The sequence below is a fragment of the Salinibacterium sp. NG22 genome (assembly GCF_015864925.1).
Lineage (GTDB): Bacteria > Actinomycetota > Actinomycetes > Actinomycetales > Microbacteriaceae > Rhodoglobus.
In genome coordinates, this window is the sequence record NZ_JADYWG010000002.1 from 579,053 (window position 1) to 595,126 (window position 16,074).

Annotated in this window: 12 protein-coding genes; 5 read left to right on the forward strand and 7 right to left on the reverse strand. The window is 62.6% G+C overall.

Annotated features, from left to right (window positions below):
• Positions 1–23: 23 nt before the first annotated feature.
• Together I6E81_RS12305 and I6E81_RS12310 are read right to left on the reverse strand one after the other, a co-directional pair.
• On the reverse strand, positions 24–1,610 hold the full coding sequence (locus tag I6E81_RS12305; RefSeq protein WP_197108172.1) for an ABC transporter substrate-binding protein: 1,587 nt from the start codon (positions 1,608–1,610) through the stop codon (positions 24–26).
• A 156-nt stretch (positions 1,611–1,766) separates the two neighbouring features.
• Positions 1,767–2,999 (reverse strand): amidohydrolase family protein, encoded by a 1,233-nt coding sequence (locus I6E81_RS12310; RefSeq protein WP_197108174.1) that lies wholly within the window; start codon positions 2,997–2,999, stop codon positions 1,767–1,769.
• A gap of 158 nt (positions 3,000–3,157) precedes the next feature.
• Here I6E81_RS12310 and tdh point away from each other — a divergent pair, with 158 nt between their 5' ends.
• The 4 genes from tdh to I6E81_RS12330 all read left to right on the forward strand — a co-directional run bounded on the left by tdh (position 3,158) and on the right by I6E81_RS12330 (position 7,298).
• The gene (gene tdh / locus I6E81_RS12315) at positions 3,158–4,183 is read left to right on the forward strand and encodes an L-threonine 3-dehydrogenase (RefSeq protein WP_197108176.1); all 1,026 of its coding nucleotides are present in this window, start codon (positions 3,158–3,160) and stop codon (positions 4,181–4,183) included.
• A gap of 51 nt (positions 4,184–4,234) precedes the next feature.
• The gene (locus tag I6E81_RS12320; RefSeq protein WP_197108178.1) at positions 4,235–5,416 is read left to right on the forward strand and encodes a glycine C-acetyltransferase; all 1,182 of its coding nucleotides are present in this window, start codon (positions 4,235–4,237) and stop codon (positions 5,414–5,416) included.
• Between the two features lie 8 nt (positions 5,417–5,424).
• Entirely contained in the window at positions 5,425–6,201 is a 777-nt protein-coding gene (locus tag I6E81_RS12325; protein WP_197108181.1) for a GntR family transcriptional regulator, read from the forward strand.
• Between the two features lie 65 nt (positions 6,202–6,266).
• Positions 6,267–7,298 carry an NADPH:quinone reductase gene (locus tag I6E81_RS12330; RefSeq protein WP_197108183.1) on the forward strand — a complete coding sequence of 344 codons (1,032 nt, stop codon included), beginning with the start codon at positions 6,267–6,269 and terminating at the stop codon, positions 7,296–7,298.
• On the opposite strand, the gene I6E81_RS12335 is transcribed toward I6E81_RS12330, so the two are convergent.
• Entirely contained in the window at positions 7,285–8,811 is a 1,527-nt protein-coding gene (locus I6E81_RS12335) for a hypothetical protein (protein WP_307784157.1), read from the reverse strand. The genes I6E81_RS12330 and I6E81_RS12335 overlap by 14 nt on opposite strands.
• Positions 8,812–9,032: 221 nt before the next feature.
• Here I6E81_RS12335 and I6E81_RS12340 point away from each other — a divergent pair, with 221 nt between their 5' ends.
• Positions 9,033–9,995 (forward strand): NAD-dependent epimerase/dehydratase family protein, encoded by a 963-nt coding sequence (locus tag I6E81_RS12340; protein ID WP_197108185.1) that lies wholly within the window; start codon positions 9,033–9,035, stop codon positions 9,993–9,995.
• A 20-nt stretch (positions 9,996–10,015) separates the two neighbouring features.
• Here I6E81_RS12340 and I6E81_RS12345 read toward each other — a convergent pair whose 3' ends face one another.
• The 4 genes from I6E81_RS12345 to I6E81_RS12360 all read right to left on the reverse strand — a co-directional run bounded on the left by I6E81_RS12345 (position 10,016) and on the right by I6E81_RS12360 (position 15,916).
• The gene (locus I6E81_RS12345) at positions 10,016–12,010 is read right to left on the reverse strand and encodes a glycoside hydrolase family 13 protein (RefSeq protein ID WP_197108187.1); all 1,995 of its coding nucleotides are present in this window, start codon (positions 12,008–12,010) and stop codon (positions 10,016–10,018) included.
• Entirely contained in the window at positions 12,010–12,936 is a 927-nt protein-coding gene (locus I6E81_RS12350; RefSeq protein ID WP_197108189.1) for a sugar ABC transporter permease, read from the reverse strand. The genes I6E81_RS12345 and I6E81_RS12350 overlap by 1 nt, the downstream gene beginning before the upstream one ends.
• A gap of 1 nt (position 12,937) precedes the next feature.
• Positions 12,938–14,551 carry an ABC transporter permease subunit gene (locus I6E81_RS12355; protein ID WP_197108191.1) on the reverse strand — a complete coding sequence of 538 codons (1,614 nt, stop codon included), beginning with the start codon at positions 14,549–14,551 and terminating at the stop codon, positions 12,938–12,940.
• Between the two features lie 132 nt (positions 14,552–14,683).
• A complete protein-coding gene (locus tag I6E81_RS12360; RefSeq protein ID WP_197108193.1) occupies positions 14,684–15,916 on the reverse strand; it encodes a maltose ABC transporter substrate-binding protein in 1,233 nt (410 codons plus the stop codon).
• Between the last annotated feature and the right edge of the window lie 158 nt (positions 15,917–16,074).

Here is a 16,074-nt window from a genome sequence, read left to right on the forward strand (position 1 = left end):
CTGGTCACATCACCCCGTGAGAGTTATTCCGAAACGCTGACGTCGTACATGATCAGGCGCGACGACGAGTCGAAGGTCAGACCAGAAACGTTAGCGGTTGAGGCGTGCACCTGAGCAACTTCGAGAAGCGGGATCAGGTACGCACGGTCAATAATCATCTCCTGAATTTCGGCGATGAGTGCCGTGCGCTCGGTGGTGTCTGCCGTAGTGGCCTGCTCGGTGAGGAGCGACTCCAGTTCAGCGTCATCGATGATGGCCCACTTCGAGACGGCATCCTTCGAGAACGTGACCCGCAGAACATCGGGGTCAGTGCGCGTGAGGCTGGCGCTCAAGAAGTCGTAGTCACCGGTCGCGATGGCTCCGAAGAAGTCTCCGGCGGTCACGATGTTGAGCTGCAGGTCGATGCCAGCCTTAGCGAGCTGAATCTGAGTTGCCTCAAGAACATCCTGGCCGTAGAAGGCGGTAACGCTCATGGTGAGACGCTGGCCGTCCTTCTCGCGGATGCCGTCAGAGCCGACTACCCAACCGTTATCGTCGAGCAACGCGGTGGCTGCATCGAGGTCGTAGGCCATCGCGTCTTCCTGGCTGCTGTAGCCGGGAGTCGCGGAGCTGAGTGCGCTCGATGCGGGCTGCGACTGCGACGAACCGGTGAGTGCGGTGATTTCGGCACGGTCGGTGGCGAGCAGCATTGCCTTGCGCACGATCTCGTCGCTGACGACGGGGCGTGTGGTGTTGGGCACGAGGCTCGTGGGCATTCCGGGGTTTCCGCGAGCGTAGATGTTGTAGTCCGCGGTGTCGAAGCGGGTCTCGTCTACGGCAGGAAGGTCCTGGATGATGTCGAATTCGCCGGTCTGGAGTCCACCGGTGCGCACGCCTGCCTCAGGCGTGATCGGGAACGTGACGGTGTCAACGAGTGCTTCACCGCTGTGGCCGCGAAGTTCGGATGCCCAGTCGTAGCCGACACGCTTGGCGATCACGACGGAGTCGTTAGCCACGTAAGAGTCGATCGTGAACGGGCCGGTGCCGACAACAGTCTGGCAGCGGTCTTCAGCGCTGAGTTCGGTGGTGGCGTCAGAGACGAGGCCGAGCGTGATGGTGCTTGCGCCCTGCAAGAACTGGGCGTTCGACGACTCGAAGTTCACGGTCACCGTGTTCTCGTCAACAGCGGTGCTGCCTTCGTAACCGGCGAGGTACTGCGAAGCGAGGGATGCGGTGGAACCCATCTCGAAGAGAGCATCGAGGTTCTTGACCACGGTGTCTGCCGTCAGTGCGGTCTCATCGCTGAAGGTGACGTCATCGCGCAGTTCGAAAGTGAACTCGGTGAGGTCATCGTTGGTTTCCCAGCTCTCTGCGAGCCACGGGACGAGTTCACCGGTTTCAGCATCCTGATCAATGAGCGAGTCAACAACCTGGCGGCCAATGTTGAGCGCGGTGGTGAGGGTGACCTGCTGGGGGTCGAGGCAGACGGGGTCGCCCGTGACTGCCATCGTGATATCCGTTTTGGGCGAAGCGGCTGGCCCTGCCGCGCAAGAGGCCAACAGGCCCAGTGCGGCAAGCGCTCCGATGGGGGCAATGCCCCAGCGAAGTACTCGGTTTTTCGGGGAGTTCATACTCGGTCCTTTCAGTGCTGTCGACGCAACGTGGTGAGCGTTGCGGTGGTACTGCGGAATGTGATGCGGATGCTGCGAGTGGTGCTGGTGCTGCACTTACTACTGGAGGTAGTCGTACTGGTAACGCGGGTGGTGCTGGTTGAGCTGGTGACGCGATTACTGCGGGAGTTCTCCGAACACGACAACACCGCGCGAGACAACCGCGACGATGTTTTCGGTTCGAAGTTGAGTGATGTCTTCCCACGGACGACCCTTGAGCACGACAAAGTCAGCGCCCCATCCGGTCGCGAGGGTTCCGACCTTGTGTGCCAGGCCGATCGCGTCGGCGGCATCCGAGGTCGCGGACTGCAGCGCACGTTCGGCGCTCCATCCAAACATCTCGGCCATCAGACGCACTTCTTCCATCTGATCGCCGAATTTCACGAAGATGCCATTGGCATCAGTGCCGAGCACGAAGCGCACCCCGGCGCGACCTGCTGCAGCAAAGTTGGTGTTGCGCTCGAGCACAACGGCCTGCGCTTTTTCTTGCGCTTCGGCCGAGACAGGGATGCGAGCTTCGGCGATCACGTCGTTGATCATGAGCGTGGGAGCAACCGAGATGTTGCGCTCGAGCAGCGTTGGCCATTGCTCTTCGGTAATCCCAGTGCCGTGTTCGAGGGAGTCGACTCCGGCATCCAGAGCAATCTGGTTGCCCTCGGTGGAGTGACTGTGCGCGGCAACCTTGAGGCCGAGAGCGTGGGCTTCATCGAGGGTTGTCTCGATTTCGGCGGTGGTCTGGTTACGCCAGCCGACCTTGTCGCCGGTCGAAAGAACGCCGCCACTCGTGAAGATCTTGATGCCGTCAACACCGGCGCGAGCGTATTCGCGCACGAGCTTGCGACACTCGTCTGGGCTGTCGGCGGTGGGAGTGCGGTGCGGGTAGTGCGGCGGGATGAAGAGATCGCCGTGGCCCGCCGTCATACCGACGGGGCCGTGCACAAGAATGCGCGGCCCCTGCTGAATGCCCTGATCGAAGGCGCGCTTGACGGCCAGTTGACGTCCGTCGCCGGCCAGATCGCGCAGCGTGGTCACGCCGTTGCGGGCTGCCTGATGGGCGTTCGCCGCGATGTGGAAGACCTGCTCTTCCCACGGCGTCATGAGCGGCCACGAAACCCAGTCGACCGTGTTCGGTCCGGCGTAGCCGCCGAGGTGAACGTGAGTGTCGATGAGGCCCGGGATCACGCTGTATTCGGATGTCGTGGTTGCGGCATCCGAATCGGTGGCCGTGCTGTCGGCGACGGTTTCTACCGCGTCGATCCGGTCACCTGTCCAGCTGAGGGAGCCAATGCCGTGTGTGGCCGTTCCATCCCATAGCGATATTCCCTCGATGCGCTGGGATATTTCGGTCACGAATGGCTCCTTCAACTTATGATTTGTACGACGCTAGCAGAAGAGTGGCACTTGTAAACAAGTGACAGTACTCTGAAACACAGCAGCGGACACGTCAAATGAGGCGCGCCACAAGCGCGACCATGCGCCGGTGTCGCGCCGCCTGAGAGGAATCAACGATGAAGGCCCTCTATAAGGACAAGGCCGGACCCGGCCTCATATTGGCCGAACGCCCCGAACCAACTCCTAGTCGCGGGGAGGTAAAAATCAGGGTCGCCCGCACCGGCATTTGTGGCACTGACCTGCATATTGAGTCGTGGGATGCGTGGGCCGCCGGCGCCATCAACGCTCCCCTGATTCCTGGCCACGAGTTCTCTGGCCACGTCGTGGAGCTCGGCGAAGGAGTCACTTCGGTCGAGATCGGCGCGCTCGTCTCGGGCGAAGGTCACGTCGTCTGCGGCCACTGTCGCAACTGCCGTGCCGGCCGTCGTCATCTCTGCAAATTCACTTCAAGCATTGGTGTAAACCGCGACGGTGCCTTTGCCGAATTCGTCGTCATTCCCGAACAGAACGTCTGGGCGCATCCCACCGATATCGACCCCGAGCTTGCTGCCATCTTTGACCCCCTCGGCAACGCCGTGCACACCGCACTGTCGTTCCCGATGGTTGGCGAAGACGTGCTCATTACCGGCGCCGGCCCCATCGGACTCATGGCCGCCAAGGTCGCGCGCCACATCGGCGCCCGCAACATTGTGATGACCGACGTGAACGAAGAGCGGCTGCAACTCGCCCGCGACATGGGCGTGAACCTCGCGATCAACGTGTCGACAACGCGCATCGCTGAAGCTCAAGAGCTGCTCGGCATGAAAGAGGGCTTCGATATCGGACTCGAAATGAGCGGTCACCCCACCGCCCTGCCCGAGATGATCAGCAACATGAACCAGGGCGGCCGCATCGCCATGCTCGGCCTGCCCGCCGAACCGATCGGCATCGACTGGGCCACCGTCGTGACCCACATGATCACCATCAAGGGCATCTACGGTCGTGAAATGTTCGAGACCTGGTACGCCATGAATGCCATGGTGCACACCGGTTTGGATGTCTCCGCCGTTGTCACCGACCGCTTCCCCGCTGAACAGTGGGAAGAAGCCTTCGCGACCGCTCGCCGCGGAAATGGCGGCAAGGTCATCATCGACTGGTCGTAGCTCGCGTCGCTCTCGCTACCGGCCCCACCCCATATTTTTTAGGAGAACACCATGTACGGAACAGTTCGCGAACAACTCACCGAGACCCTGAGTGAGATCCGCTCCGCTGGCCTCTACAAGACCGAGCGCCAGCTCGACACTGCGCAAGCTGCCCACGTTGAGTCGGGTGGCAAGCCGGTACTCAACTTCTGCGCCAACAACTACCTCGGTCTGGCCAACCACCCGCGCCTCGTCGCTGCCGCGAAGGATGCCCTCGACGAGTGGGGCTTCGGGATGGCGAGCGTGCGCTTCATCTGCGGCACCCAGACCCAGCACGTTGAGCTCGAGAACCGGCTTTCGGCACTGCTGAGCATGGAGGCGACCATCCTGTTCCCCTCGTGCTTCGACGCGAACGGCGGCATCTTTGAGGTGCTCCTCGGCGCTGAGGATGCCGTGATTTCTGATGAGCTCAACCACGCGTCGATCATCGACGGCATCCGCCTCTCCAAGGCAGCCCGCTACCGTTACAAGAACCGCGACATGGCCGACCTCGAAGCACAGCTTATTGCTGCGAAGGATGCCCGCCGCCGCCTCATCGTCACCGACGGTGTCTTCTCGATGGACGGCTACCTCGCCCCGCTCGAAGCGATCTGCGACCTGGCGGAGCAGTACGACGCGATGGTCATGGTCGATGATTCGCACGCTGTCGGCTTCGTCGGCGAGACCGGAGCCGGCACCCCAGAACACTGCGGCGTCTCCGACCGCGTCGACATCATCTCGGGCACGCTCGGCAAGGCGCTGGGCGGAGCATCCGGTGGTTACATCAGCGCCCACGCCGAAATCGTAGAGCTGCTGCGTCAGCGCGCTCGCCCGTATCTCTTCTCAAACGCTGTTGCGCCCTCCGTTGTTGCTGGCTCGATCGAAGCGCTCAACCTCGTGGCAGAAGGGGCCGAGAGCCGCGCCAAGTTGAAGGCAAACGCCGAACAGTTCCGCGCCGGAATGGCTGAGGCCGGGTTCACTCTGCTTCCGGGCGAGCATCCGATCATTCCGGTCATGTTCAGCGACGAGCACGAAGCAGTAGCGATGGCGGATGCCCTGCTCGCGCTCGGCGTCTACGTGATCGCCTTCTCGTTCCCCGTCGTGCCGCTGGGAAAAGCTCGTATTCGCGTACAGTTGTCGGCTGGACACTCAAGCGAGGACATCAGCCGTTGCGTTGAGGCTTTTGTGGCCGCACGAGAGTCGATCGCCGCATAGGAGCGCACATGGAAATCACGGTCCCCGAAGGCCGCATCGTCACCGGTTCACTCACGGAGGATGAGCGCATCCTCAGTGGAGTGCTTCGTCATGTGCGCGAAGCAGCCCGCGACTCCAACTTTCTACTGCCCGGCGAGCTCAAGCTTGCCGAGTGGTTGGACTGCAGCCGCCCGCAGGTTCGGGTGGCGCTCGCGCAGTTGGAGCGTCAGGGAATTGTGATTCGCAGCCAGGGTGCCGCCACTGTTGTTGACCCGGTTGCTCTGCGTTTGAGCGCACGCTTTGAGGCGAGCGTCTCCTATGGCGAGGTGCTCGCGCGCATGGGCTACACGCCGTCGGTCGAAATCTTGACGGCCGAAACGATCGAGCTGCCCGCCGATCTTGCTCCCCTCTTGTCACCGCTCAGCACCAACCGCGCCGTGAAGATCGTGCTGCGCTGGTACGCCGACGAGCAGGCCGCGATGGTCGCCGAATACACGATCCCGCTGCCCGCCGGGGAACACGACGCGATCGACCCCACCGACCCCGTCTACGAGTCGGCAAAGAAGCTCTGGGGTGAAGGCATCGCGTGGGAAATCGTGACCGCTGGAGTTGCTCTGCTCGACGACAAGTACGCCGACCTGCTGCAACTTGAGAAGGGCACCGAAGCGAAGATGTGGGAGACCATCGGCGTCACCCTCAGCGGCGAACGCATCTTCTACGCCCTCGAACACCACCACCCCACCCTCGTGATGTACTCCTTCGTGCGCACCATGCGGGCACCGTGGAGTGCGATCCCCGGGCACTAGATTTTTAGTGCCGCCACTGCTGGCGGCCGGGAATTGTTCCCCCTCACGACAACGTTGGAGTTGGTATGAAAGCAATCGTTTACAGCGAGACCGGCGACCCCTCCGTACTTCAGTTGGTTGAGCGGCCCGTGCTCGAACCCGGGCCGAATGAGGTGCGCGTCCGCATCGTCGTGAGCGGAGTGAACCCGACCGACTGGAAGTCACGCCGTGGGGCGGCATCCGGTCAGGCCTTGCCTTTTGACGAGGTTGTACCCGGCCAAGATGGTGCCGGCATCGTTGAGGCGGTCGGCGCTGACGTGCAGCATGTCAGCGTCGGCGACCGCGTGTGGCTTGCCCTCGCCGCGTACCAGCGCTCGAACAGCGGCTCGAGCCAAGAGCAGGCCGTGCTGCCCGCCGAACGTGTTTTTGCTTTGCCCGCGTGCGCAGGCTTTGACCAAGGCGCCAGCATGGGGGTTCCCGCGGTCACCGCCTACCGCGCGCTGACCGTGGCCGAAGACGGCCCCGACGAACTGCATCCGACCGCTCTCAGCGGCAAGGTCGTACTCATTGCTGGTGGAGCCGGTGCCGTCGGCCATGCCGCGATTCAGCTTGCTCGCTGGGCGGGCGCAACCGTGATCACGACCGTGAGCGGACCGGCGAAAGCGGCCCTTGCCGCTGCCGCGGGCGCCCACCACGTGCTCACCTATACCGACGCCGACATCGTGGATCAGATCCGGGCGATTGCGCCCGAAGGCGTCGACCAGATTGTTGAAGTCGCGCCCGCTCAGAATGCTGATCTCGACCTTGCGGTCATTCGCAATCGAGGCTCGATCTCTGTGTACGCCAACAACGGCGGAGACCACGTAACTCTTGATGTGCGCCGCCACTTCGCCCTCAACGTGCGCTACCAATTTGTGTTGCTCTACACCGTGGGCATTGATGCGATTCGTGCCGCGGCCGACGCCATCAACCGCGCTCTTGAGGATGGGGCGCTCGGCATCGGCGAAGAGACCGGCCTGCCGCTGCACCGCTTTTCGCTCGAGCAGACCGCGGATGCTCACGCTCTCGTTGAGAGCGGAGCCGTCGGCAAGGTGCTGATCGACGTTACGGTCGCGTAATGCTCGCCGGGCTGTAATCGAAAATCTGAAAACGGCCGCAGTCGATCGTGGTCGAGGGCAGGTTTTCGGCTGCGGCGGGAAGCGTGAATGGTGCGCTCTGATCGTCAACGATCAGAAACGACACCTCGTGCTCGTCAAAATCTGAACGATCGACCAACCACGCATAGTCGCGCAGGGCGAAATCGGTTTGGATGAGCTGAGCCTGGTCATCCACATGAGTCTTGACGGCGCGAACACTCCAGAACTGACCAGCACCTACCGCGCCTGATGCGTTCACCCAGTCCACCGCACAGTCGAGCGAGGTGTCGTGCTCGGTTGCTCGTTGGGCGGCCGCCGGTAGCACCGCGATAAACGTGACACCACCGAGCAACGCGGGGATGGCAGCGAAAGCGACGAGCCGCCGCCAGGGAGTCTCGGTGGGTGCCGCGCGCCGCGCATCCGCAATCAGGACGACAAGGGCGAGTGCCGGGGCGAACGCCCACAACTGCAGGTAACGCGAGGCTTCGGTGCCCAGCAGAATGAAGCCAACCGTGGTCGCCACTGGCGCAAACCACGAATAGGCCGCGACCACTGCAGAGCCGATTGCTCCGTGACGCAAAGAGCGCAGTGTGAGCCACACGCCGAGCAGCGTGAGCGCGACCACGATAGCGACCGCGAGCACACCGCCGGGGCTCGACAGCCTTTCGAGGAGCAGGGCCCAGTAGTACCCGAAGGATGCCCGGGAGCGGTGTGGCTGAAAGTAGTTGTCTGGGTTCGCAACGATCCACGGCGCGAGCGGAATCCGCAGCAGGTACCCGAGCGCAGAGCCGCCGACGAGCGCGACGATTGACCACAGCGCTGAACGCCCCCTCCCAGCGCCAGCGCAGACGATGATCACGATGAGGACAAGCGGCGCGGTGGCCCAGGCAAGATAAAGCGGGTTGGTGACTACGGATACCGCCGCGATGGCGAAGAGGGCAATCACGAGGATGCGTCGAGGTGATGAGCTAGCAACAATGCGGCGCGTGATGCCCACGGCGAGCAGCACACCGAGAACCGTTGCGGCGTAGTAGGTGGTCACCGCCAAGAGAGAGGCGAGCTCTGGGCTGTCTCCATTGCCGGCGCTTTCGGTGCTGGCGAGGATGCAGACGGCTGCAAAACCTGCGGTCGCTGCGAGCGCCGCCCGGTTGCCCTTCGCTACCGTGACGGCGGCAACTCGAAACACGAGATAGAGCCCAGCAAAGTTAGCGACCGCCGAAAGAAATTGTGCTTCGTGGATGTCCCAGCCGAGCAGTGAGAGCACGAGGAACGCAGTGACCTCCGGCACGAACAGTACGGCCGACATCGCCCAGTTGCTCGCGGTGCCTTCGAGGATTGACCGCGAGAACAGTGGGACGATCATCGAGTCGCCGTCGAGGAACATCAACTCGCCGCGGCCTGGTGTTCCGGCCAGATAGGTGACGACAAGCAGCGCGAGACCGAGCGCGCCGAGAAGCCACAGAAGCTCGATCACAAGAGGGCGCAGAACGCGCACGTGAGGACGAGCAGGAGTTGCAGTCGCGGCGATACGCGTTCACCCCACTCTCTGCAGCGGCCTAATCGGCGCGCGGGTGCACGACGGCAGGGCACACAGTGCCACGCAGAATCTAACACCGGAGCGGCCCTGATCCGTGTAACCAACGGTCAGCCGGTTTCGTGCATCTGCCGGCGGCGAACACGGTAGAAATACTCTCACCGGTGCTGTTGCATAGGCTCATGAGACGAGTGTTGATTCTTGGTGGAACTGGATGGCTGGGCCGAGCAATCGCGCACATCGCCAGGCAGAGTGGGGCAGACGTTACGTGCCTGGCCCGCGGAGAATCTGGTGCGGCACCTGAAGGTGCTCACCTCATCCGTGCCGATCGCACCCGACCCAGCGCCTATGACGAGGTTCGCGGCCACTGGGATGCCGTCATCGAGCTCTCGAGAGACCCAGCGCAAGTGGAGTCGGCGTTGCAGTCGCTGGCGGCACAGGCCACTCATTGGACCTTCGTGTCGACGGTATCCGTCTATGAACGCAACGATGAGCCGGGTGCTGACGAGAGCGCCGACATTGTGGAGCCCGTTGATATGGACGACTACGCGCAGGCGAAGGTGGCCGCCGAGAGAGCGAGCGCCCGCCACCGCGGCGAAAGACTCCTCATCGCACGGCCCGGGCTGATCGTCGGCCCCGGCGATCCCACCGACCGCTTCGGCTACTGGCCGGCACGACTCCACCGTGGAGGTCGCGTTCTCACCCCGACCTTTGCAGACCGCTGGGTGCAAGTGATCGACGTCGATGACCTTGCCGCGTGGATCGTGCAGGCCGGGATCGCGGGGACTAACGAAACGATCAACGCCGTCGGCGACGCGCTCCCGCTCGAAGAGTTCCTCGAACTCACCGCTGACGTTGCTGAATTCGACGGGAGTTTCGAACAACGCGATGATGCATGGCTCACCGAACACGACATCCGGTACTGGGCCGGGCCCCGATCACTCCCGCTCTGGATCCCTGCGATCGATGCAGGCTTCGCCCAACGCAACAACGCACGCTACCGAGCATCTGGCGGAAAGCTTCGCCCCCTTCGCGAAACAATCACGCGAACCCTCGACGATGAGCTTTCACGCGGCAGAGACCGACCTCGCGCATCCGGGCTTGGTGCTGACGAAGAGGCGCGCGCCCTCCCGCCAACACCCTAGGAAGCTCTTACCGGGAACGCTTATCCTGCTGCCGAAGTGGCGGGCTGCTCGACCCCGGGCAGAGTCCAGATCGCGCAAGTGCGGGCGGCCGCCGAGAGCGTGAGCCCGGCGGCGGCGGATGTCAGAGTCGCGTTGCCGGAGAGGAGCGTGGGAGCTGCGACATCCGCAGCCAGACCGGATGTCGCGATTGCCGCCGGCCGCAGCGTCACGGTCAGCGGCGAGCGCGCGACGACCACGAGCACCGTGGCGGCGGCATCTTCGCGAACGAAGACGAGCGCGTCATCGGCAACGTGCAGCCAGCGCAGACCGCCGTGCGAGAGCGTCGGCAGCTCACGCCGCAGCGCGATTAGCTGGCGATAAACGTCGAGAGTCGGCGCAACGGCAGCGTCGGTTTCGGTTCCCCACGGGATGGGCGTGCGCGACATTTCGCCGTCGTCGCCGCTGAGGCCGAACTCGTCGCCCGCGAAGACGACGGGCACTCCGGGCAGCGTTACGGAGAGTGCGAGAGCGAGCGGAACGTTCTCGGCAGGCGCATGGGTACGGAACCGCGCGGTGTCGTGAGTGTCGAGCGCGTTCATGTTGCCCAGCCGGATGCGCCACGGAATGCTGGCCGTGAACCGCACCGTCATCTCTGCAAAGTCGCGCGCACTGTAGTTCGGGATGCCGCCGATGGGCTGCCCGAAGAACCACGCCTCGGGGTCGACCGAACCATCCGCGGTCACGTGCGAGGTGTCACCGGGTTCGGTGAGCCAGCCCCACACCGGCCGCGTGAACGAGGGGTACGTCATTGCGCCATTCCACGCATCGCCCTGCAGGTCACTCGCGGCATCGTTCGTCGACTCCGCCAACAGCACCGTGTCCGGGTTCACGTCTTCCATGGTGCGACGGATGATCTGCCGCACCTCCTCGTTGAGGTCCTCGGCCCCCATCCGCCCGGTCATGTTCGCGACATCCACGCGCCAACCGTCGAAGTTGTAGGGCTCTTTCAGCCAGTGCGCGACCACCGAATCGTCGCCCTCAATGAAACGGCGACGCAGTTCGATCGAGTTCCAGTTGAACTTCGGCAGGCTCGGCGTGCCCAGCCAGCCCACGTACTCGGTGTGCTCGTCGTTCGTGAAGTAGTAGAAGTCCCCCTCGGGCGCCTCCGGTTTTCCAAGCGCTGCTTGGAACCATTCGTGCGCGTCACCCGAGTGATTCGTCGTGAGATCGCCAATGACCTTGAGGCCGCGCGCGTGGGCCTGGCCCACCAAACGGATCAGAGCTTCGCGCCCGCCCAAGAGTTCATCGACATCCACGAAGCTCGACGCGTCATAGCGATGGTTCGAACGGGCAGGAAAGATTGGCGTGAGATACAGCATCGTCACACCGAGCGCGGTCAGGTGATCGAGGTGCTCGGTGATGCCGTCGAGGTCTCCCCCATAGAACTGCTGCGAGCGGCCGGGCAGCACCGGGTCAACCGGCTCGCTCCAGCGCGCGGCAATCGCCCACTCGGGCTTGGCGTGAGAGTCGGCGGCGGATGATCGGGCGAAGCGATCGGGGAACACCTGGTACATCACCGTCTCCGCCAACCACTTGGGAGCAGCCGGGGTCGCGAGCAGCGCAAAGTCTTCGGAGTCGAGCGTTTCGATCGGGTGAAGCCCGCTCTGGTTGAGCCACTCGATGCGGCCGGCATTGCCGTGTCCTGCGTTAGCCCGACCAGAGGTGGCGTGACGAGGTTTCATCTCGACCGTATCGGCTGGCGCCCCAGCCTCGTGCACAAGCAACCAGCGGTAGCCATGCCGCGGGTTCTCGACCACGATGTCGGCCTGCCACCAGTCCCAACCGGCCGCGGTTCCGGTGAAGCGAGCATCCGTCCAGCGTGGTTCGTGGTCGGGATTCTCGCGCACCCGCACTGCTTTCAGCGGGCCGTAGCCGACCGGCACCCGAAGACGCAGCGTGACGGTGTCGCCGAGCGCGGGAGTCTGGGTGGAGACGTGCAACGCCGAGCCATCGTGGTGCGGGAGAAGGGCATCCATTACTTCACGCTTCCTGCGGTGAGACCACCGACGATGTATTTCTGCAGGAACAAGAACAGGGTCATCACGGGGATGGCGGCGAGCACGGCGCCGGCGGCGAAAATGCTCCAGTTGCGCGAGAACTCTTGCGACACGAATTGGTACAGCCCTACCGCGAGGGTCTGCTTGTCAGGGTCGATCAGCACGATGCTCGCGATCACGAACTCGCTCGTTGTGCCCACAAACGAGAGCAGACCGACGACCGCCAAGATGGGAGCAACGAGGCGCAGGATGATCGTGAAGAAGATGCGCGCATGACCTGCGCCATCGATCTTCGCCGCCTCGTCAATGGATGACGGCACGGTGTTAAAGAACCCGTACATCAGGTAGGTGTTCACTCCGAGCGCGCCGCCGAGGTAGACCATGATGAGCCCGATCTGGCTGTTGAGCCCGATCGCGGGGAAGATCTCGGAGATGCCGGAGAGCAGCAAGAAGATCGCGACGACCGCGAGCAACTGCGGAAACATCTGAACAAGCAGCAGAGTAAGCAGCCCGACCCGACGGCCAATGAACCGCATGCGCGAAAAGGCATATGCCGCGAGCGCGCCGAGGAAGACAGTGCCGAGCGAGGAGATACCGCCGATCAACAGGGTGTTGCCGAACCACGCCGCATAGGGCTGTTGCGGGCGGTTGAAGAGATCGACGTAGCTCTCGAAGCTGAAGTTCGAGAACAGCGAGTTGGCGGTCACGAGGGTGCCGCCGGGGTTCAGCGACGCACTAAACACGTAGAGCAACGGGAACGCCGCGAAGATCGACATGGCGATTCCGATGAGGTGACGCCAGCCGGTCTCGCGGAAGTAGCGCTTGAAGGGCCGCCTCGGGTGACCGACGACTACGTCCGAGCGCACGTCGGCATCCGGGTTCTGCTTCTGAGTTGTTGCAGTCATCTCAGTTCAACTCCTCAAGCGACTTGGTGCGACGGAAACTGATGATGGCGATGCCCGCCACCAGAATGAAGATGATGATCGCGAACGCGCTCGCGAGCCCGTAATCGCGGTTGGCTCCCACGAAGGCGACCTTGTAGACCATCGAAATCAGGATGTCCGTGGCACCAACATTCACCCCAGCGGAGACATCGCGTGGCCCACCATTGGTGAGCATGTAAATGAGGTTGAAGTTGTTGAAGTTGAACGCAAACGACGAGATCAACAGCGGCGCAACCGAGACCAACAACAGGGGCAGCTTCACGAATCTAAAGATGGCCCACGGCTTCGCGCCATCCACTGTCGCAGCTTCGGTGAGCTCTTCAGGGATGGCCTGCAGCGCCCCCGTCGTCACCAAGAACATGTACGGAAAACCGAGCCACAGGTTCACGAACAGTATCGAACCTTTGGCCAGCCACTCGTTCGTGAGCCACGGCACTTCGGCCCCGCCGAGCAGCACCACGTTGATGAAGCCGAACTCCTGGTTCATCATTCCGGCCCACACCAGTGCCGACAGGAAGCCAGGGAAGGCGTACGGCAAGATCATGATGATCCGGTAGTACTTGCGACTCTTCATCCGCTTGTCATTGAACACAATCGCCAAGAACAGTCCGAGCGCGAAGGTCGTGAACACCGAGAGGAACGCGAACGCGAAGGTCCACACCGTCACACTAATCAGCGGACCGCGGATGGAGTCCTCAGTGAACGCGCGAACGAAGTTGTCGAGCCCGACCTCAATTTTCCATCCCGGCAGCAGCTCTTGGCCGGCATCCGAGGTGAAGGCACCGGTGCCGATATCGGAGTACGTGATGCCGGAATTCTTGTCGCGCATGGTGCCGGCGGCTTCGTCGTAATCGAGCGACGAAGTGTAGAGGAAGGCGCTCGACCCGTCGGGGGTGCGCAACATTCCGTCGTTGGGATCGTCGGTCAGTGGGACGCTGATGGCGGCGATCTCGGTCTGCTTGCCGAGGATGTCTTGGAAGCCAAGACTCGTGTACCCATCAAGACCAACCGCGACGCCTCCCTCAAGCTGGGCGTTCTGCACCTCTTTGAGTGGCCGTTCGTTTCCGCCAATGCTCACACTGCCATCGGGTTCGGTGACGAGGAAGGAGATTTCGCCCAATTGCTCAAGCACCGTCAGACGGTAGTTTGGCGAATCGGCGACGCGGTTCTGCGATGACAGCAGCAGCGAATTGACGGCATCCGCTTTTGTGGAATTGTGGCCGGTTCCGTAGTTCGTGAACGCGATGTAGCCCGAGTAGAGCAAGACGAAAATTTGGAAGATCGCGAGAAAGATCAGGCCCGGCGCGAGGTACTTGGCGGGCAGCTTGCCGCGGGAGAAGTAGATCCAGTTGACGAGCAGCGTGACCGCAACGACGAGTCCAGCCACGAGCCACGATTCGCTGCGCACGAGCACAAACAGCGCGTAGATCGCGATCGCGTCAACGACACCGAGACCCAAGATCTTGACGGCGACAATTTTCCAGCCACCGGCTGCGGCATCCGCAATTCTGGTCGCACGTTTCGCGCGGGCTGACTGCCGGATGGGGCCGGGATCAGTCTCGGGGGTTGTCGTCACGGGGATTCTCCATTGAAGGCGTGCAGGTCAGTCGAGCGGTGCGAACCGGGACTGCGTTCTGAGAACGCAGTCCCGGCTCGGTGGTGCTGTAAGGAAGTGGCCGCCCGCATGCAGACGGGCGGCCACCGTGAGCTATCCGGCGATAGCGGTTTCGATGTCGCCTGACATCTTCTGCCAGAGCGACGTTGCGTCGCCGCCGTTGATGATGGCGGCTTCGGTGACACCCCAGAACTCCCAGACGGCTCCCATTGCGGGGATCGACGGCATGGGAACAGCGTTTTCTCCGACGGAACCGAATCCGGCAACGATCGGGTCAGCACTTGCTGCTTCGAAGGATGCCGTGAGCGCTGGTGCGCGTCCGCCAACTTCAAACAGTGCGGTCTGCACTTCTTCGCTGCCCATGTAGTTCACGATGAACTCGTTTGCGGCGAGCGCATTCTCGCTCTTAGAACTGACGAAGAAGCCCTGCACTCCCACGAATGGTTGTGCGGTTTCGCCACCGGCGGAGGGGATCGGGTCGATCGCAACGTCGATGCCTGCTTCGACGGCGGCGGGCACGTTCCACGGTCCGGTCAGGTAGAAGGGCGATTCTCCGGCGATGAACTTTTCCTTGGCGAGGTCGCCAGTGATGTTGGTGTTGAGTACGCCTGCAGCGCCCTGTTCACCGAGCCACGCCGCGAACTTGTCGCCACCGTCGTTGCCGATTTCGAGAGCGTCGGCGTCGTAGCTTCCGTCAGCGGCGGTGCCGAAGACGGGTGCACCGAACGAGGTCTGGAAGGGGTACAGGTGGTACGGGTCGGCCGCTTCAGGGTCGAGCCCTACCAAGAACGGGTATTCGGTTCCGGCTGCTTCGCCCATCGTGACCATCTCGTCGAAGGTCGCTGGGGTGCTCGGCGCGAGGGCCGTGTTGCGTACGAGAGCGATGTTTTCGATCGAGTAGGGAACGCCGTAGACCTGGCCTTCGTAGCTCATGGCGGTGATTCCGACGTCTTGGAAGGCATCCGCTTTGTCGCCGAGTTCGACGGGAGCAACGACACCGTTGGTCACGAAGGTTCCGAGCCAGTCGTGGGCGCCGATGACAACGTCGGGACCCTTTCCGGTGGGTACTTGGGCGATGAACTGGTCGCGAATGTCACCGAATTCTTTTTGTACAAGCTTGACCTCGACACCGGTCTCGGCAGTGAAGTCTGCTGCGGCGTCTTTGAGCACGGCTGCGCGGTCGGCGTCGACCCACACGGTGAGTGCTTCGCCGGTTCCGGCGCTGTTATCTGCTGTGTCGGATGCTGCTGTGCATCCGGTCAGTACTAGCGATGCAGTAACTGTGAGTGCGCCTACGGCCCACAGTCCTTTGTTGTTCACCCTCATTGGTGCTGCCTTTCGTCAGTGAAAGCATTGCAAACTGCAAGCGCTTCCATGTATACCTCCTATAGGCGGGGTTCGGCAACAGCCTGTTCGAAAATTTTCAGCATTTACGGCAAGAGAAATGGGAAGAACAATGTGGAAGCGCTTAGCTTTTAGTGCCG